11 protein-coding genes are annotated in these 19,141 nt (G+C 68.7%); 2 read left to right on the top strand and 9 right to left on the bottom strand.

Annotation, left to right across the window (positions count from 1 at the left end):
• Nucleotides 1-22: 22 nt before the first annotated feature.
• Nucleotides 23-625, bottom strand: coding sequence for a TetR/AcrR family transcriptional regulator (locus ACWCRB_RS10145; protein WP_450995602.1), 603 nt, complete (start codon nucleotides 623-625; stop codon nucleotides 23-25).
• Between the two features lie 89 nt (nucleotides 626-714).
• Here ACWCRB_RS10145 and ACWCRB_RS10140 point away from each other — a divergent pair, with 89 nt between their 5' ends.
• A complete protein-coding gene (locus ACWCRB_RS10140; RefSeq protein WP_450995601.1) occupies nucleotides 715-1,638 on the top strand; it encodes an oxidoreductase in 924 nt (307 codons plus the stop codon).
• Between the two features lie 586 nt (nucleotides 1,639-2,224).
• On the opposite strand, the gene ACWCRB_RS10135 is transcribed toward ACWCRB_RS10140, so the two are convergent.
• The 3 genes from ACWCRB_RS10135 to ACWCRB_RS10125 all read right to left on the bottom strand — a co-directional run bounded on the left by ACWCRB_RS10135 (nucleotide 2,225) and on the right by ACWCRB_RS10125 (nucleotide 4,462).
• Nucleotides 2,225-3,160 (bottom strand): hypothetical protein, encoded by a 936-nt coding sequence (locus tag ACWCRB_RS10135; RefSeq protein WP_450995600.1) that lies wholly within the window; start codon nucleotides 3,158-3,160, stop codon nucleotides 2,225-2,227.
• A gap of 299 nt (nucleotides 3,161-3,459) precedes the next feature.
• Entirely contained in the window at nucleotides 3,460-3,585 is a 126-nt protein-coding gene (locus ACWCRB_RS10130) for a DUF397 domain-containing protein (protein ID WP_450995637.1), read from the bottom strand.
• Nucleotides 3,548-4,462 (bottom strand): helix-turn-helix domain-containing protein, encoded by a 915-nt coding sequence (locus ACWCRB_RS10125; RefSeq protein WP_450995636.1) that lies wholly within the window; start codon nucleotides 4,460-4,462, stop codon nucleotides 3,548-3,550. The genes ACWCRB_RS10130 and ACWCRB_RS10125 overlap by 38 nt, the downstream gene beginning before the upstream one ends.
• Nucleotides 4,463-4,638: 176 nt before the next feature.
• Here ACWCRB_RS10125 and ACWCRB_RS10120 point away from each other — a divergent pair, with 176 nt between their 5' ends.
• Nucleotides 4,639-5,157: an ATP-binding protein gene (locus ACWCRB_RS10120; protein WP_450995599.1), complete on the top strand. Its 519-nt coding sequence runs from the start codon at nucleotides 4,639-4,641 to the stop codon at nucleotides 5,155-5,157.
• Between the two features lie 572 nt (nucleotides 5,158-5,729).
• Here the strand turns inward: ACWCRB_RS10120 and ACWCRB_RS10115 are convergent.
• The 5 genes from ACWCRB_RS10115 to ACWCRB_RS10095 all read right to left on the bottom strand — a co-directional run bounded on the left by ACWCRB_RS10115 (nucleotide 5,730) and on the right by ACWCRB_RS10095 (nucleotide 19,081).
• Nucleotides 5,730-10,118, bottom strand: a complete 4,389-nt coding sequence (locus ACWCRB_RS10115; protein ID WP_450995598.1) for a hypothetical protein — start codon at nucleotides 10,116-10,118, stop codon at nucleotides 5,730-5,732.
• A 428-nt stretch (nucleotides 10,119-10,546) separates the two neighbouring features.
• Nucleotides 10,547-11,818: a TIGR02679 family protein gene (locus ACWCRB_RS10110; RefSeq protein ID WP_450995597.1), complete on the bottom strand. Its 1,272-nt coding sequence runs from the start codon at nucleotides 11,816-11,818 to the stop codon at nucleotides 10,547-10,549.
• Entirely contained in the window at nucleotides 11,815-16,104 is a 4,290-nt protein-coding gene (locus tag ACWCRB_RS10105; RefSeq protein ID WP_450995596.1) for a TIGR02680 family protein, read from the bottom strand. The genes ACWCRB_RS10110 and ACWCRB_RS10105 overlap by 4 nt, the downstream gene beginning before the upstream one ends.
• Nucleotides 16,101-17,426: a TIGR02678 family protein gene (locus tag ACWCRB_RS10100; RefSeq protein WP_450995595.1), complete on the bottom strand. Its 1,326-nt coding sequence runs from the start codon at nucleotides 17,424-17,426 to the stop codon at nucleotides 16,101-16,103. The genes ACWCRB_RS10105 and ACWCRB_RS10100 overlap by 4 nt, the downstream gene beginning before the upstream one ends.
• Nucleotides 17,423-19,081 carry a TIGR02677 family protein gene (locus tag ACWCRB_RS10095; RefSeq protein WP_450995594.1) on the bottom strand — a complete coding sequence of 553 codons (1,659 nt, stop codon included), beginning with the start codon at nucleotides 19,079-19,081 and terminating at the stop codon, nucleotides 17,423-17,425. The genes ACWCRB_RS10100 and ACWCRB_RS10095 overlap by 4 nt, the downstream gene beginning before the upstream one ends.
• Nucleotides 19,082-19,141 lie beyond the last annotated feature (60 nt).

The raw sequence follows: 19,141 nt of genomic DNA, 5'->3' as shown, positions 1-19,141 counted from the left end.
CAGCACCTGAAAACGTGCGGCGTCAGCGGGGCTTCAGGCCGTGGAGCAGGTGGTGGACCAGGGTGTCCACGCCGGCCAGGGCCGCCTCCGAGGTCAGCACGCCGCCGGAGATGAGGGCGGCCATGCCGTGGAGGGTGGCGCCGGTGACGAGGTTCAGCTCCTCGGGGTCGCCCGCGATGATCTCGCCGCGTTTCTGGGCGTCCGCGACGACCTGGACGAGGCTGCCCACCGTCCGCTCGACGGCGGCGGCCATCTGCTCCGAGGCGTCGGGGTCGTGCTTGCGGGCGTACATCAACTCCAGCAGCTCGGTGTTGTCGACGGCGAAGCCGAGGTAGGCCCGGGAGAGAGCGGTGAGCCGGGGTTCGATCGTGAGTGCCGGGTCATCGGCGGCGTCCAGGGCCAGGCCCAGCCGCTCGTACCCGGCCAGCGCCAGGTCGTTGAGCAGGGCCTGCTTGTCCTTGAAGTGCCGTCCGGGCGCGGCGTGGCTCACACCGACTTCGCGGGCGAGCTCGCGGAGTGACAGGGAGCCAACCCCCCTCTCACGCAGGGTGTGTTCTGCGGCTGCGAGCAGGGCGGCGCGCAGGTCTCCGTGGTGGTAGGGGCGGCTCTGGGGCATGTGGGACATCGTAGCTCCATGTAGGCATCGCCAGCATAGTTGTCGTTGCCATCATTGTTGTCATTGACAGCATTGTTGGCGACGCCTACATTCGACTCATGGCTGAGAAGACGAAGAACAACGCATGGGACGCGCCCCGCCTCCCCGATCTCACCGGCCGCACGGTCGTCGTCACAGGCGCCAACAGCGGCATCGGCCTCACCGCGGCCGACGCGCTGGCCCGCGCCGGCGCACACGTGGTCTTCGCCGTACGGGACCTGGAGCGCGGCCGGGCAGCGGCGGCGACGGTCAACGGCAGCACGGAGGTACGGCGCCTGGACCTCGCGGACCTGTCCTCGGTACGGGAGTTCGCGGACGCTTGGGAGGCCCGACCGCTGGACCTGCTGATCAACAACGCCGGCGTGATGATGCTGCCGAAGCAGCAGACGGCGGACGGCTTCGAGATGCAGTTCGGCACCAACCATCTGGGCCACTTCGCGCTCACGAACCTGCTCCTGCCGCACATCACCGACCGGGTGGTGACGGTGTCCTCCGGCGCCCACCGCTGGGCCGACGGGCGGATCCGCTTCGAGGACCCGAACTGGACGTCCGACTACGACCCGCGGCGCGCGTACGCCCAGTCGAAGCTGGCGAACCTCCTCTTCACGCTGGAACTCCAGCGCCGCCTGACGGAGTCCGGCTCCCCGGTCCGCGCCCTCGCCGCCCACCCCGGCTATGCGGCGACCAACCTGCAGAGCCATGCCGCGAGTCCGGTGATGCGGGCGTTCATGAAGGTCGGCAACAGGTTCTTCGCCCAGGACGACAGCGCCGGCGCCCTGCCGACGCTGTACGCCGCGACGCAGGACCTGCCCGGGGCGAGCTACGTCGGGCCCGACGGGCTGGGCGAGATGCGGGGCGGACCGACGCTGGTCGGACGGTCGGCGGCGGCGAGCGACGCGGAGGTGGCCCGACGGTTGTGGACGCTGTCGGAGGAACTGACGGGCGTGAGCCGGCCGGTGGAGCGGCCGACCGCAGGGCGTTAGTGCTCCTGCGACGACGTGCGCTTGGACTTGCGGCGCGGCGCGACGGACACGGCCTTCATCACCGACTCCGACGGCTCCGACGGCTCGAACGGCATCATCGTCGTCGACCTCGCCACGGGCCGCTCCTGGCGGCGCGCGGATTCCCGTAGGCGTTGTGCGCGAGCCAGGTAACCATCAGCAGTTCGCGAACGCTCCGGAGCACGGCGTACCGGGTTCTGGTTCTGGTTCTGGTTCTGGGTGGGATCAGGGACGGTGTTGGCGGGGCCGCCCTGTGGGCGCCCGGAGCGAAGTGGCGGGCAGCGGCACGCCGGACGGGCACTGATCACGGGGCCACAGCCAGTCCGCATGCCCGCGAACAGCCGCCCACGGGCGTCAGGGCCAAGTGCGCTCAATACGGTCGTGCCGCACGGCGTACGCCGCCGGACCGCCTTTCTCGACGGCCCGGTGGATCGCATCACAGCGTGCGGGCGTCAGAAGCCCGTCCTGGAACCTGTCGACCATGCTCCACCTCCTCTTGGCGCTGATTTTCGCATCGTCGCATATCAAGGCTCCCACCTGCGGGTGGACCGCATACCCAGCCACTGGCTCAGCCGGCCGCACGGAGACGGTTCCCGGATCGACAGTCCCTGCAACGGCCGGGTTCCGCCGTGCGGAATCCCCGGTCGCAGCCGTCGCAGTTCCGCATGGGCACAACCGCCGGACGTACGGAAGGTTCTGCGCTGCCGGCCGGTGCGGGCAGGGCAAGGGGAGTCTCTTTGAGCCGGTAGGCGAGGATGCCGGCCGGGCGGGTCAGGAAGTGGTCCGGGAGCCGTGCGGTGAGGTGGTCCGTGATGTGGGTGGGCAGGAGGCCTGCGGCGAGCCACCGGGTGACGGCTGGGGCGAGGCGGGCGGCTTCCTGCGCGGACAGGACAAGGCGGGGGTCGACCCGGCGCAGGGCGGCGAGTACGGCGATGGCCTGCGGGTCGGCGTCGGCCTCAGCGAGCGGGATCGGTGCCTCTGCCTCGACCTCAGCCTCGGCCTGTACGGGCGCGGCCACCGTTTCCTCCACGGGCGCGGACGCGGGGGCGACCGTAGCGTCGGCGGGCTGCTTCCGGGATCGGCGGGGCTTGGGCGGCTCGGGAGGCCCGTCCGGATCCCGAACCCGATCCCGATCCGGGTCCGGGTCCGGATCGCCGCCGGGGACGTCGTAGAAGTACGTCCGGGTGCGGATCTGCCCGGTGGACAGGCGCTCTCGGCGGCGCTCCAGGTAACCGGCCTCTTCGAGTTCCCTCAGCGCCCGCGAGATGAGGATCTCGCCCTCGCTGAAGTGCTCGCACAGGGCGGCGATGCTCACGGGAGAGCCGTCCGGCAACGAGGAGATGTACGCCGCGACGCCGACCGTGACCGCGCTGCCGCGTCGCTGGGCGAGGGCGTTGGAGATCACCGTGAAGTCGGCCGTGAGGCGGGTGCGTACGTGGATCACGCCGGAGGTCGGAGCTCCGGCGTCGGCGCGCAGACGCGCGTTAGACTGCGGCTCAGCCATTGGGAAGGTGTTGTCTTCCTGATCGGTCAGGCCCTCGTGCCGGGACGGCAATCCCGGTCGAGGGCCGTATCTGTTTGCGGTTGTTTCGGCGAACGTAACCGCCCGTATCCCGCCCCTGCAAGCCGGTCACTCGTACGGGTGACGCGGGCTGCGCGGCCGGGGAGGGAGGGTGGGCGGGTAGTTCTTTCCCCCGGTTCTTTGGGGAGGTCAGTGGCCCGCCGGACCCTCGCGGACAAGGGCCCGGTGAGCCCGTACGACGGACGGCGGCCGGGGCCCGGCCGCCTCGGGGGCGGGTGGCCTCAGACCTTCAACTCGACCAAAGCGCCTATGAAGGCGGCCCAGGAGGCGGCATCGAAGCACAGCGCCGAACCCTGCGGGACCTTGCTGTCACGGACCGGGACGACGGCCCGGAACTCGTCGGCCACCTCCACGCAGTTGCCGCCCTCCTGATTGCTGTAGCTGCTCTTGCGCCAGGCGGCGCCGTTCAGTTCGGGACGGGACCTTCGCTCCACGGTGGTTGTCCTCCATCACGGATCGGATCATGTCCAGTGACATGAGCGGGGGCAGAGCTGCCGCCCGCAGCCGATCGTAGGACAGCGCGAAACTCCTGACCTCGTCCGGATCCTCGATGAGTTGGCCGTAGTGCGCGCCCTCCGTGTAGGCGACCTCAGAGCCGTCCGGCATGGTGAGCACCGTGAGCGAGCCGCCCAGCACATCGTGCTCACCCTGGTCGAACGGCAGTACCTGCACGGTGACATGAGGTTCCGCGGTGGTCCCGAGCAGCCGCGCCAGTTGCTCCCTCATCACCACGTGGCCTCCGACGGGCCGCCTGAGCACCGCCTCGTCGAGGACCGCCCACAGCTCGGGCCGATCGGGCGTGCAGAGCCGCTCCTGTCGCCCCATCCGGAGCGAGACCCGCTCTTCCAACTGCTCCTCGCTGCCGAGTGTCCGGCCGACTCTCAGCAGCGCCCGCGCGTAGTCCTCCGTCTGCAACAGACCAGGCACCACATGAGCCGCGTACTCACGGATGATCACCGCCCGCGCCGCGTACTCCATGAACTTGCGGAACCAGTCCGGAAACGCCTCCCGGTACACATACGGCCACAGGTCGACCAGCAGATCGTCCGCGTCGAGGGCCACGTCCAGCGCACGCGCCAGCTCCAGCGTCGGCCTCGCCCCGGACGCCCGCTCGATCTGCGTGATCCGGGTGCTCACCACGTGCGCCTTGACGCCGAGTTCGGCCTGCGTCAGTCCGGCCGCCATACGGAGCCTGCGCACCCGCGAGCCGAACAGCGCCGCCATCGACGTACTGGGGTCAATTCCGTTGGCCAAAGCGTCACTTCCGTTCCTTACGGGATGAAAAGTAAGGCTGTGTCACCTGTCGAGCGTAGGGCGATCGGACGACTCTTGAGCACAGAACGTGACGACTCGCGTACGCCGCGGGACGACTCAACTCGACAGACAAGGACGGACAAGCCGTGCCGACAGGAACGACCACCCCGGGACACGAGCCACGGCGGAGCACCACGTCCCTTGCGGCTCACACCGTCGCTCTCGTCGACGAAGCCCCCGAACTCCCCTCGTTTGCAGAGCAGTTCCTCTCCTCACCGCGAGGTGCACAACTCGCCCGACGCCTCGCCGTCCGGCGTATGGAGGAGTGGGGCTACCCGCCGGCGTCGGACGCGTCGTGCACGGTCGCCCTCGTCGTCGACGAACTCGCGGCGAACGCCGTACAGCACGGCCAGGTTCCTGGACGCGACTTCGCCCTCCGGCTCACCCTCGACACGGCTGCGGGCCTGGTCCGCATCGAGGTCGCAGACGCCGCCTCGGCGAAGCGGCCACCCACAGCCCCGCCCTCGTCGTACCCCGAGGGCGAGTCCGGCCGAGGACTGCTCCTGGTGGACGTCCTGGCCGTGCGCTGGGGGTCGGCGCCTCGTCAATCCGTAGGCAAGACGATGTGGGCGGAGGTGCCCATCGAGGCCGCAACTCACCTATAGATACTTGGATTTGCGATAACTGGGGGGATAGGCAGCGAGAAAGGCGCGAGGAGTAGCTGAGGTGCTGCCCCGGACTGAGGCAGCACTGGGGCACGAGCACCCACGCTGCCCCACGAAGGGCTACTCAGAGCCATGATCTTCGCTAAGGGAAAAACGAGAGAGGCCGCCTCCCACCTGGGGAAACGGCCTCTCTCGATCTTTCTTACCTGTCGGGGTGGCGGGATTTGAACCCACGACCTCTTCGTCCCGAATGAGGTTCGGTTGGTGATCTTGCCAGCGTAGACGCTGTTCTACCTGGTCAGAGCGTTGGGCTGTGGCGGTCTCGGGCGGATTCGAAGGGGTTTGGGGAGCGGGTCGGCTCCCAGATGGCTCCCAAGGGGCCCAGCCCTCTCGGGCAGTAACCGATCGGCGGTTCTGTGCGTTGTCCGCAGCTCGGCGTCGAAGCGTGTCGACGTAGTCCGTGCGGAGCCTGCGGCGGCACCGTGGACGCTTCCCTGCGTTGATGTCGGTCAAGCCTCTTGCGCTACTTTCGCCTATCTCAGGCTGAACAGCCGGATCTTGGGTCATCCAGATCAAGGCTGACCGAGTTCGACCGCCCACGCCTCGGGGCCGTCGTAGCGGAAGGCGATCAGCGCGGTAACGGGCCAGTTCTCATGCACGCCACGCACCAGCCCGGCCCGGCTTGGCACGGTGAATGCCTGGATGCCCCGACCGAAGTCGATGGTTCCTGAGGCCCGGCTCTTGATCTGGGAAACGCGGCCTTGCAGGCGAGCCAGATGAGCAGGTGGTGGTTCTCCCTCTCTGCGGTTCCACTCCTTCAAGTCCTGGTGGGAGACCAGCCGACCCATCTCCTGTCCCTCCCCCAACCACTCGTAGGCGGTCGAGTGACGGTTGGCGAAGCCATTAGTGCGATCGCGGCACCTGTTCAACTTCACGCGGTACTCCTCGATAGCCGAGTCCTGGCCGTCGAGAACTCGCAGACAGGCGAGCACGTAGTCATAAAAGAGGGCATCCCGGGTGGACTCCGTCCGAGCCCACGTGGTCACGTAATCGGCCGCGCGGTCGAGAGACGCGGGCAAGAACCGCGCCGCCTGTAGCCACTCCCGCAGACTCGTAAAGTCGCGCGGGTTGTCCACGAGGTTCGCGTTCAGAAGCTCAACCGCCTGACGCACGTCACGCGCCGTCGCCTTGCGCCACGACCCGCTGCGCTGGCGGTACGCACGGGCCAGCCGACGCCGCACGGGCGGCTTGTACACGTCGGCGCGGGAGAGGAGATTCCGCCAACCCTGCAACAACGCCTGGTAATTGTCGTAGAGCTTCTGCAGTTCGACCTCCGCTTCCTCCGCCCGGTAGGACAGGCGGTCCGAGCCGCGAATCTCCAGCACCGCGTCGAGAGCGTTCTCGGCCTCCTCCAGCAGTGCCCGATAGGCGCCAGCACTCTGTCGGGCAAGGAACTGTGAGTAGGTGGCGGCTCCGGACTGCGAGAACCCGAACTCGATGACCTTGATACACATCTGAGCCAGGGCGATGTGGCCGTACTCGCTGGAGTCATCCAGCTCCGTGGCCTTGTCGAAGGAAGCCCGGGCGGACTCCACGAGCTCAAGAATGCGGCCCTCGCGAGTCTTCATGTCCAGGCGGGAGTAGGTCCGGTTTTCAATCACGGACCTGATCTCGTTCCGGAAGACCATGCCTCGCATGTGGTGCAGCAGCGGGTCGCTTGGAGCGAGCAAGATGGCCTTGTCCACCGCGCCCAGGGCCCCCTCGAAGTCCCTCGAGTCGTAGGACAGCAGGCGACCGTAGTGGCCCCAGTAGTGCGATTCGTTCGGGAACGCCTGTACTAGGGCATGCATCACCTGCTTGCGCCCGGGCACGGTCATCTGCTGAAGCAGCTCCGTGTAAGTGCCGGTCCGCTGGAACTCCACGGGTTCCCGGGCATCCCTCATGATGAAGAGGCGGTCCAGCAGGATCTTCATGTCGTCCGGGAGGCGGTTCTGGAAGACCCGGCCAGCTTGAGCGATGAGCGTTTCGGACCAACCCGGCAGCGCGGCCTTCCAGTCCTCCGGACCCGTGGTCGCTCCAGACGGTGCCAGCAGCTGACGTAGCACCTCTTCGGCGATCAGGCTGTGCGACAGCCGCCACATTCCGTCGCTCTCCTCGATCAGAAGTGGCAGCACTCGATCGTCGACATGCAGACGGAGATCCACGTCGTCGGCTGGCGCCACCCCGAGCAGGTCCGTGAACAAGTCCGAGGACACCGGAACACCACTGAAGCGGTGGGCCAGGGCCAGCAGTATGCAGATCTCCCGGTCGACGTCCGAGATCTGGTCGAGGAACGGGGCGACGTATCCGGGCAGCCCCTCGAACTCATTGTTGAATGCAGTCAGGGCGAAGAAAAACGGAACGCTGTGGTCGGAATCCTCCGTAACCAACCCAAATAGGGCTTCCTCTCGGTCCGGCACTAGATCAGTGAAGTGCCGGGCCATCTTGAACCGGTCGTCCCGCTGCATCGCCCCGACCCGCAGACTGCGCTGGGTCGACGCCTGGGCGACACCAGGGCCGACAGAACTGCGGCGTGCGGTGATCAGCATGACGACCGGCACACTGCTCGCCCGCAGCAACTCGTACAACCGCTCCTGGGAGGACTCAGAGAGCAGCTCCAACAGGAGAAGGACAGGGCTTCCCGTCTCGGACGACAGGTCGGACGCCAGCTGAGAGAGGACTGCTTCGTCCTGGCTGCTGCGGGCCACGACCGTGGGGAACTCGTCCTTGAGAGTCCAGGCCACCCGGCGGGCGATGGTCGTGCCCCCGGCGCCGGGGCTGTGGGCGAGCATCACCCGCAGGGTGTCGCGCTGTTCCAGAGCCGTGCGCACCTGGCCGATAAAGTCCTCAGTGATCGCCCGCGGCAGATCCAGGTGGAGGTCCAGCTCGAACCACGAGATGGGACGGCCCCGGTAAAAGGCACCCACCTCGTACTCGCCCGCCTCCGATTCGACCCCGACCTCGGAATGCAGCAGTACCGCCGCGTCCTCGAAGCGCGACAGCAACCCGTCGGGGACATCCACGAAGCCCTTCTCGGCCGGCACCCTCGGCCGCCGACGTAGCGCCTCAACCGACGAGGGCTTAGGCAACGCGCCCAGAAGGTCCGCGGGCTCACACGCGAGGAGTTCGGCGTCGTACTCGGCAAGGCTGCCCTCGCCGGTGCCCGAGATCGAGAGAATCCTCGCCCGGTCGCCGAAGACGTCGATGCAAGCTTCGACTAGAGCTCGTTCAGCGCTGCCGCCCTCGCCGAAGCAGACGACGGTCGCTGGCCTCCCTGAGTGACGGTTGAGCGCTTCAATTGACTCCCGTACGAACGGCAGATACGTGGAGCGCCAGCGGCGCAGGGCGGTGGTTGGAGAGACCGGGTCCGCGCCGCGGATCCCTGCCGCCGCGATCCAGTTGGTGCTGTTGCGGCCGAACATCATGTCCTGATCACGCAGCTGGAGCCGGTGGATCCGGCCGCCGCCCGTGGAGGTAGCCGCTTTCCAACCGCCGTCGACATCGGTGTCCGGGTTGAGCTCCACGACCAGGTTCCAGCCGAGCCCGGCGAACTTTTGGAGATCTTCCTCCCCGAAAGCGGCTGAGTCGATGACAGCAATGGTCGTACGACGGGCGGTCCAGCGGTCGCAGTTCTCGGCAAGCCGGTCGACTGCGGCCGAGACCTGTGGAGTAGCTTCGACGGCCCGAGTGAGGGTGCATCGCGGAGCAGTCGCTGTGGGCGCGTGCAGTCCGTGCATGGAGAAGAACCGGCCCAGGGACCTGCAGGCCAACTGAAAGCACCACGCCCGCTCCTGAAGCCCAACCGTCGTGTCCCGCGTCGCGAAAAGCAGCGCGTTCCCCGCCAGCGACAGGAGGTACTGGTCCTGCCAGTCGTCCGGCATCGACAGCTGTCTGGCGTACACCTCACCGGCCTGGGCGATGTCATTTGAGAGGTTGCCCAGACCCACAACATGGAGCACGGCATCCGTGTCCGCCTCAGGATCGACCAGGAACTCAGCCAGGACGCTGCGTTGGCGTTCCGTGAGCTCCGGCAACTCTCTGAGAATGAGAGCGAGCGTCAGGTGGGTGAGGTCTCGGGAGAGCGGTGCATCAGCCCGGTATCCGGAGAGATCGATCAGCCGGTACGCGGTGGCGTCCGCGACTGGCGACATCGGCAGCAGAATGTTGTCGGCGTGAAGATCGCCGTGGGCCCGGCCGAGGATCGCGAGCACGTGGGCGCTGTCCAGGCCGTCCCAGATGGGGCGTTCCAGCCAGGCAACAACGTTAGGTACGACCCCACCGGTTGCGAACGTGATCCATAGTGGCATTTGATCGTCCACCGGATCGTAGGCCAGCTGCTCGGCCAGCTTCGCGACCGGGCCGTCCTTATCCGTCCGGGTGCCCACATGGTCCAGAACGAAGTCTCGCACTGCCATGCGGCGGATGTCCGTCGGAGTAGGGTTCCAGTCGCTGAGGATCGAGCGCGCCACCTCCCCGACGAGTTCCGGCAGTTCACGACCACGCAGAGTGGCCGAGAGCGGCCGGACATCGCGAATGCTGCCGCCGGCGATCTCCTGGAACATCACCTTGATACCACCCGGAACGCTGACGGGTTCAACTGGCTGCCTGACCAGATGCCGCTCGGCGAATCCCTCGGGGGCTTCCTCAAGTGCCTTGGCGTGCCGACCGGGCTCCCGGCCAGTGGTCGTACCCGGAGGACACACCTTCATGACGACTTTGCCGTTGAAGACCGGGCCAGTCAGTGCGACCGCCGCCAGAACTGCCCTGCTCTTGCCAGGGGTGAGCCATCGGTCGAAGACGATCCGCGTGTCGTGTGCCTGCTGCCACTTCTCGAGCTCGGATGCGACCGCCTCGCCGACCTCGGCCTGTCTCAAGACCTCTGTCAGCGCCAACTCGTTCTTCTCTGCAGGCACTTCCGGCATGCCTCATCCTTCCGCCACACGTGTTTGTCCACATTAGTGCTTCGGCAGGAGACAACAGGCGGCCTTCCAGAATCACCGCGTTGCGCCCATGGACTGCTGCTGACGCTCTGGACAAGGTCGGCCGGGATCATGCGTCTGGCGGCGGTGACGGACCGGTTGAGGGACGCTGCCGATCTTCAGTCAAGGCCAACCACTCAGGGGCCCGACCCGCGATGCGGATCAGGGCCCTGACCTGGTATTTCAACTGTTGGGGCAGCGGGATTTGAACCCACGACCTCTTGGTCCCGAGTGAGGTTCCGTCAGGATCGACACCAGATGGATTGGTGTTTCGCCTGGTCAGGGTGCTGGTGTGAGGTGGTGTCGAAGGGGCTCGGGGAGCGGGTCGGCTCCCAGATGGCTCCCAGAACCCAGCATGGCGCCGACGCCCCCTACGTCTGACGCGACAGGTCGTCCACCAGAAGGTCGAGAGTGGCCTCCTCATGGAGTGCGACGCCGAGGGCAGTCATGGCCGGGGCGAGATCCGGGTCCCAGTCCGCGTTGATCAGCTGGCCGTCGAGCGCCAGTTGGGGGATGCCCTCAGCCTGGCTGCGAGCGGCCAGGTGCTCGTAATCCGCGGTGCCCATGCGCCAGGGCTGGGCTTCGTAGCGCCGGATGACCCGGTTGGCGAGAGCGATCCCCGGCCAGTCGAAGTCGCCGTGGTACGCGAAGCGGCAGCCCGTGACAGCGAGGGCGTCGAGAAGTGTGAAGACCACCGTGGCGGCGCTGCCGGACGTGCACACCAGGGGCTGGACGCATGCCGCGTCCGCTGCGGCTTCGACCACACGTGGGTTTTCGCAGACGTGGATGAGTGTTCCGGCGGGGAGTTGCAGACACAGGGAGTGCAGGTCGCGCGGCGTCAGGTGCGTTTCGGCGTGATGCTCGGCCCGCTCACGTAGGGCATGCTCCCGCCAGCCCTCGCCGACGGGGCGCAGCCCGTAGGTCAGCACCGTGCTGGACACCTCATCCGGCGTGACGGACACCAGCCGCCACAGTGCGCGTCGACCGGCAGCGTCGTCGGGGAACTCGGCGCCGTGGGCGAGGGCGACACCGCGTTGGACGAGGCGGGCGAGCCAGGAGCCGTCGTCGAGGCCGTGTGCGGAGCCGGTCGCCATGGCGGCGAGTTCACCTCGGCCGCGTGCGCCGCCCCGCTCGGAGCCGAGGAGGGTGGTGAGGACCTGGACCGCCTGCTGGAGTGTCCACACCGCCGCTTCGGGCGTCACCCCTCGCGGAACGCCGGCCCGGCGCAACAGGTCGTACCACTGCCGGATCCATTCCTGGCCGGTGAGCGGGGAGGCATCCAGTGACGAAGCAAGAGACGACCACACCTGCTCCCGCCGCGCCGTCGCGTCCGCGCGGGCGGCACGGCGGTTGGTGAGAGGCGGGCCGATTTCCTCCAGGGTCTGCCTCAGCCCGAGTCCGGCGGCCGAGGCGCGAAGTCGTGCGTCGAGCACGTCGAGCCGTACCGTCACGGCGGCACCGGTGAGGGGTTTGCCCAGCAGGAGTGACAGGTCGTTGCGTTCTTGGGGGTTCATCGCGGTGAGCCGGAGGGAGCCGGTGGCCTGTACGCCGTTGCCCTCCAGACGTTTGCGTACGTTCTCCCAGAGCCGGGTGAGCCCGGGGCCCGTCAGCCATTCGCGCGTCGCGGTGGGTAGTGCGCTCACACGGACACCAGACGCCGGTGGCGGCCGTTCCAGGTGTAGTGCAGGGTGGCCACGCCTCGCACATGGGGATCACGTAGGCACTCGTAGATGTGCAGGGACGGAACCTCGGGCCAGCTGCCCATGAGCCGTTCGCTGGTGAGGATGAAGTCGAGATCGAGGTCGACGAGGATACGGCCCAGCCGACCGTGGGTGGATTCGTCGACCTTGGCGAAGGCATCGTCCAGGAGAATCAGCCGTGGCGCGTGAGGTGCCGATTCGGCGAGGCTGGTGAAATGGGTGGCGGCTGCGGCGAAGAGCACGAGGTAGGAGAGCACCCGCTGCTCGCCCTGGCTGAGCCCGGTCCGGCCCGTGAGTCTTCTACGGCGGCCCGGAGCCGCGTCCTCGACCACGAAGGTGTGGAAGCGGAACCAGTCGCGGTAGTCCAGTGCGATCCGAAGATGGGCGGCGTAACCGGCTGATGGATTGGCCCGTCGGGCGTCCTCGATCCGGCGTTGCAGGACTTCGCGGAGTTGCTCGGTTTCCTCGCGCGTCCGGAGGCTCGACGGACTGCGCAACAGATCCACGGCTGCCCGGATGTCCGCGTCCACGTCTTCGTCCAGCTTCCACAGCAGCTCGACGCCGAGACCGTGGGAGGTGCGCACTGTCCGCAGGGTGTCGTTGAGAGCCGTGACCAGGTTCGCCGCGGTGATGACCTGTGTCGAGAGATGGTCGCCCAGCTCGCCGGTTAGGAACCGCTGGAACACCTCGCGTTCGCGTTCGGTGAGCCGTCCTCGGGCCTCCGCGGCCTGGACTGCGATCCGCTCGCCCACGGCCGCGACGTCATGAGACCCGTGGTCGTCGACCAGGCGGCACACTTTGATCCCGTCGCGTTCCTCCAGTTGTGCGTCGTATCCGCCGGCCAATTGGTCTCTCAGCGCGGTGTGCCGGATAAGCAGGGCGCTGTCCGACACCTCGCCCCTCGGACGGCCGAGGGCCTGCTCCACGGCGTCGGCGAGGGCCCGCAGCGCTCGCAGACGGCTGCGGACGTCCACGCTCGGATCATCCGACACATACTCGGGCAACGAGGACCGATCAAGGGCGGCGCCGAGCACCACCTCCGGTCGGCCGAGAGCACCGCGAAGAGCGCTGCCGGTGTCGATGACCTCCGTCTCCTGGTCCGCCAGGGTTCCGCGCAGACGCTTCTCGTCCTCTTCCGCGCGCACGCGCAGGTCGTGGAGGCCGTCGCGGGCTCGTTGCGCCCCAGGCAGGGCGCGGACGGCGTTCGCGATGCGCTGCTTGGCCTCCTGCTCGCGGGTGAGGATTTCCTCCTCGGACGACCCGATGGCCTCTTCGCGGGTCCGCAGGTCCTGCTCAGCGGTGCGCAGTCCGGTGAGGTGGACCCGGTAGCTCTCCTCCGCGGCCAGGCGATCCTCTCGGGCACGTTCGTACCGTTCGGCATCCATCTGATTCGCGCCGAGCCGCTCGCCCATGCCGCCGACCGCCCTGCGTAGATGCCCGACACCGCTGAGCAGGGCAGCCAGTGCGGTGCGTACGCGGTCCAAGGCATCAGGGTCGCCGGGTAGGTCGTGGGCGGTCGCGGTGGCGTCCGCCTCGGCGCGCGCCGATACCGCGAGAGCACGGGCTTCCTCGGCCTGCCGTGCCGCCCGGGTCGCCTTGGCGTTCAGGTCATGCAGGGTCCTCTCGGCTGATTCGGTCCTGCTCCATGAGTTCGCGAGATTTTGCGCCCGGGGGAAGTCCCGTTCCGCGAGCGTGAGAGCCCGACGCATGGCATCGGCTACGGCGAGTTCCTCGCGGACGCCGGCGAGCCGCTGTTCCGTCTGCGCGATCCGCTCCTCCAGCTCGGTGAGGATGCGCCGCCGGGTCTCGGCGCGTACGGCGGCCCCCACGTACTCGGTGTCGCCCTTGTCGTGACGGCCGCTGAGCACGCCCAGACGCCAACTGCCGTCGTAGTACACCGCGTTGTCTGCGGAGTTCTGCGCTGCCGGTGTGAGCGCGATCGCGGCCAGCAGACGCTCCACGCGCTCGGACATCACGCCGCACCCCGGTTCGGGGGCAGGGCGCAGAGCCGAGGCGAGAGTCGGTCCGTCGGACAGCACGGGACCGGGCTGAAGGAGGGTGTCCCGGGTGCGAGGGTCGAGAAGGACGCCGTCCGCGCCTACCCACGCGTCCAGGATTCCGCTCGCTTCCAGCGCCCCTTCGAGACCGGCCCGGTCGGCTGGCGCCAGGCCGTCCGCGAAGTCCACGAGCCGATAGAAGGGCGCTCCGCTGCCTGTCGCCCTCACAGTGACGCGGTGGTGCGGGACTGGCGGCTCAGGATCGGTACGTTGTTCCCAGTTTCGCTTCTGCTCCGCCAGGCGGTCGAGTTCTTCGCCGATTCGGCCGACGCTGAGCACCAGCGCGTCCCGGCGTTCGGTGAGTTCCTCGCCGTGCGGTTCGAGTGCAGCCTGAGCGGTTCGCCACGCCTGGCTGTCGATGTCGGGTGGCAGCGTGCGGTCCGTGAACGGTGCGTCGGCGGAGGTCTCGTGGCCGACAGTGGCGTGTACGGCGTTCAGGGGCGGGCATTCGGAGCCCAGCGCTGTCCGTGTGCGCGCCGCCCACTCGGCGACACGGCCCGCATAGGCGCCGCTCTCCTCGGCGACCTTCTGACGGCTGATGTCGAGACGGCTCGCGGCCTCTTCCGCCTCGCCCTCCAGCCGTTCCCGCTCGGCATCGGCCTGAGCCGCTCCGGCGCGGGCTGCATCCGCCCGTGAGATGAGGCGGTTCACTTCCTGGACCATCCGGGCCCGGTTTTTCGCGACCGCCTCGGCGTCCTCCAGCTGGTTCTGCCAGGACCGCAGTCCTTCCCGCGTGGTGACTGTGTCCGCGCGGGCCGCCGACCGGTGCCGTACGGTGCGCGTCTCCCCGTCTGGAGTCGTCAACTCCGTCTCGGTGGACTGGGACAGGACGGTGCGTGACAGAGCCATCGCCTCGCCGAGATGACCGGTGGGGAGTCCCGCTTTCTCCGCCTGCGTCAGCAGTTCCCGGTGTTCGGTTCCCAGCTCGGCCAGCCGACTCCCCAGGTGTTCGACCCCTTCGGCCAGCCGACTCCCCAGGTGTTCGACCCCTTCGGCCAGCCGCTCCGACGTGCTCTCCTCCGCCTCGTGTGCGTTGCGCAGGGTGGTGAAGGCGGCCTCGGCGGCGGTGTGCAGCGCCTCCACCGTGCCGCGGCGCTCGGACAGTTCGCGCAGGCTGCGGTAGACGTGACTGGCGTGCAGGGCGGCCAGGTCGGTCCGGGCGGCCTGTTCCTCCTCGCGCAAGGTCTCCAGTCGGCCCTCCGACTCCTCCTCCTGCGCCCTCAGGTCACTCGTCCGCTGTGCGGCGTCTCCGGCCGCCCGGCGCCGTTGCACGAGGACGCCCAACTCGTGGCTGACTCGCTGCGCGGAGGTACGCAGGACTCCGGCCAGGTAGCCGCGGTAACTGGTGAGGAACGTGCGCAAGGCCGCGTCGGTGCGTTCCAGGCGGCCGAGTTCGTCCCGTACGGCGTCCAGGTCGTGGAGGTTGCGCGCCACCTTCTCGACCACGTCCTCGTCGAGCCCCGGCAGGGTCTCGCTGAGAAGGGAGGCCAGACCCCCGTGCTCGATGCGGTCCCCGACCGTGGGGCGCCGCAGCCGGTGGAGGAGCTGGGTGAGGTTGCGGTAGCGCGTCGCGTCGGTGATGCCGAACAGGTCTCGGGCCACCCGGGAGCGGTGCATGACGGCACGCTCGGTCGTGTTGTCGGAGCCGACAAGCTCCTTGAGCCGGTCGACCGGCAGCGGCTTTCCGCCTTCGACCAGGTGCAGGTCCTCGCCGATCCGTAGCGGAGTGACGAAGAACGTCGGCAGCGCCTTCTGCGTCGACTTCGAGGCACGGATGGCGACACCGAGCGTCAGGAAACGGTGGCCGCCGTCTTCGGCCGTGCCCTGGAACTCCACCCACAGGTACCCGAGACGATTGGTCTGCTCGAACCCGTCCAGCATCAGCCAGGGGAGCGTGGTGCGGCCGGTGCCGGTCGCGTCCAGCGCCCGGGAGTCGCCGTCCAGAAGATACGGGAGCAGCATCTCCAGGGCCTTGGACTTGCCCGCGCCGTTCTTGCCGCGCAGGAGCAGCCGTCCGTCGCCGAAGGAGAACTCCTGAGCGTCGTACTGCCAGACGTTCTGGATGCCTGCCCGGTGCAGCCGGAAGCGGGTGCCGGTGGTCGTCGCGGGGGCGGTGTTTGCCGCGGGGCCGGAACGCGGCAGCGGAACGAGGCCACGCGCTTCGGTGGTCATAGCGGTAACTCCTCTTGCACATCTGTTCCTTGGCGAGCTTTGGCAGCCGGGCGCACGGTCACGAGGGTGGCGTAGCGCGCCGCCGCGGCCAGCAGCACCCAGCCCTCGCCGCCGGGCCGTGCGCCATGGACATCGGTCACCGTGCGTCCTTCTGGCGCCTCCTCGACGTACCCCTCCGGCAGCCCTCCTCCCTCGGCTCGCAGTCGCCCGGTGCGGGCCATCAGCCGCATGCGGACCAGCAAGTCCAGCACGGCCTCTCGCAGGGAGGGAAGGTCCTCCAGATAGCCGCGTTGCCAGTTGCTGCGCTGCCCGTACTCGGCGATGAGCTCGGCGAGCACCTCGTCCACCAGGCCGTCCGGGACGGCCACCCCGATGACGAGCGTCCCGCCGGTCGCCGGATGCCCCGGTTCCTGCGGCCGAAGCCGTTCCACGAGCCGTTCCACCAACAGCAGCGCGGCCTGTGCGACGGTCCCGGTGCCCGGCAGGTGCAGATCCGTCAACTCCTCCTCGGGGTCCACCAGCGCCACGCCCTCGGCGCGGATCTCCATCTCCAGACCCAGGAGTTCGGAGAATGCCTGGGCTTCCCGGCGCTGCCGGGTGCGCAGCCAGTCGCGCTCGGCGTCGGTCAGCTCGTCGAGGTGGACGACAGGTGTCTCTACGAGCATCCGGCGCACGTAGGTGCGCGGCCCGCTGAACCCCGGGTCTGCTGCCCGTCGGACCAGGTCGGCGCCGTCCCGGGCCTGCGCGAGCGGGCCAGCGACGACCACGCGTGCCAGCTCCCGGTCCACCGTAATCAGGGCTTCTCCGCCCGCCTCTTGCGCGATCGCAGCCACCTGGCCCTCGGTCTCGACGAGGACGCCCCACTCGACGAGCTGGCGCAGTGCCGCTACCAGGGTCCGCTTCCCGGCCGCCCGGCCCGTCTCCTCCAGCTCGATCCCCGCGTCGGCGGCAGCGGCCCTGATGTCGGCGACCAGGTGCGACAGCAGCATCTGCTCGGGCGCGGTGACCAGCACGGACAGGGCCAGCGCGAGACAGGCGTACGTGTGCGGGGTGAAGGGCGTGCCGGTGGAGCGCTCCAGCCGATGACCCGATCCCGTCCCCAGCCCCGCCTTGAACAGCCGGGCGAAGGAACTGTCGACCAGCAGGCGGTAGCCGAGCACCTGCTGGAACCGTTTGCCCAGCCAGTCGGCATGCCTGCGGATCAGTGGGAAGAGGTCGGCGTGCGGGCCGTCCGATGCGACCAGGGGGTGGGCGAGCAACAGCCGGGCGGCGGTGCGGCGTTCGGCGGCCAAAGCCACGTCGTGAGCCGAGGGAAGAGTCATGACACGCTCACCTCGGCCTCGCCGTCGACAACGCCTTCACCATCAAGAGCGCCTTCACCGTCGACCGCGGCGGCCATACGGCTGATGTCCAGCTCCAGGTCGTCCAGCAGCAGGTCACCGTCGGCCGAGTACAGCACCGTCCGCGCGCCCGCCGTCCGGAGCACGGTGAGCCGGATGCCCAGTCCGGCGTCCTCGCTGCGCGCCGAGTCGAGGCCGAAGCCCGCAGGCCCCTCCCCGTCCGTATCGGCGAGTCTCCTGAGCTGTGCGTTCCCGAGTGCCGTGGCCAGCAGCTCCAGGAGCAGCCCGAGCGCCGCCGAGGTGAGCCGTACGTCGGCGAACCGGCCCGACGCGCTGCGCAGTTCGTCCGCCGCCGCTGTCCTGGCCGCCGCCCGCTGCCGCGCGGCCTCCCGCAGCCGCTCCTTCTGCGCGGAGTGGTCCTCCACCGCGGAGGCCCGACCCCGCTGGGCACGGCTGCCCCTCTCCCGCAGAGCCACCGGCACTTCGACCACCGGACCGGTCCACCAGCTCGTGTAGGCGGGCACCACCTCGTCGGTGGCCGGGGGTATGCCCAGATGGCGGGCACCGTACAGTCCGAAAGCGGCGACGGCGATGTCGTGCGCGTCCTGCGGCGCCGCTTCCTCGAACCAGCGGGCCAGCCGCAGCAGATCCTTGCGCCGGGACATCTCCCCGGTGGCCGACCGCAGCATCCGCTTGGCGTTGGCGAGCAGCGACTGCAACGCGCGCAGAGTGGCGTCCCGCAGCTGATCGACCTGACTGCCCTGACCGTCGGTGTCCCTGAACCAGCCGCGCAGCCCCTCCCAGTCCGCGAGCTCGCGGCCCCGGCTGCGCTGCACCCGGACCTCCAGGCGCCCTTCGCCCTGTGCTGAGAGCCCGGTGAGCCCCTGGGCGTGGGCATCTAGCCGATCCAGCAGAGCCGGGAGGTGCGGCCACAGGGTGTCCAGCGCGGCCGAGATCCGGGGTGCACGGAACGCCACGTCCTCCGTGATCGCCTCGACGTAGTCCAGGAGCAGTTCCTTGAAGCCCTGGTACTCGGCACTGTCCAGGTCGTAGCGGGACAGCACCTGGCCGAGATAGGCGTAGAAGTCGCGTATGGAGTCCGCGAACTCGCTGAACTGCACGAACAGCGTGCTGATCCGCTCCAGCCCGTCCTGCGGCTGGATGCCGCCCGGCGCGGTCACGAGGCCGGCCAGCTCCCGCAGCCCGCGTTCGACCAGGGCCAGCAGTTCGTTGCTCACCTCGCGGGCGGCGTCGGCCTCGGCGAGGACCCCGTCCGCATCCCGCTGGATGCGTTCGCCGAGTTTCGACAGCTGGTAGCGCGAGCGAGAACGCTGGTACTCGCTGATGCTGGACGCCTTCACCGTGTGGCTGCTGCGCAACAGGTTTCCCCACTGCACAAGCTGTTCCAGCCGGACCGTGAGGGTGTCGGCGTCGAGCCCCGCGGCGGGACCACCGCCATGACGCAGCTTCGCCATGATGTCCGCCACGGCAAGATCCGCCAGCAGCGTGCCGCAGAAGACCCGCATGATCGCGATGTGCTCCAGCCGCTCGCGCGCGCTGAGGTACGTGTACGCGTCCAGCCGCCGCCGAGCCTCCTCGTCGGCGTCCTGACCTGCACCGGATGCTGATGCCCCCATGTCCGCGAGGTTACGCGGCGCAGCCGGGTGTCGCCGGCGAGTGGCCGAAAATGCCGCGGA

This window comes from Streptomyces sp. NPDC002156, from assembly GCF_053593675.1.
The sequence above is the reverse complement of the archived record's forward strand: the minus strand, read 5'-3'. Positions and strand labels throughout refer to the sequence as shown.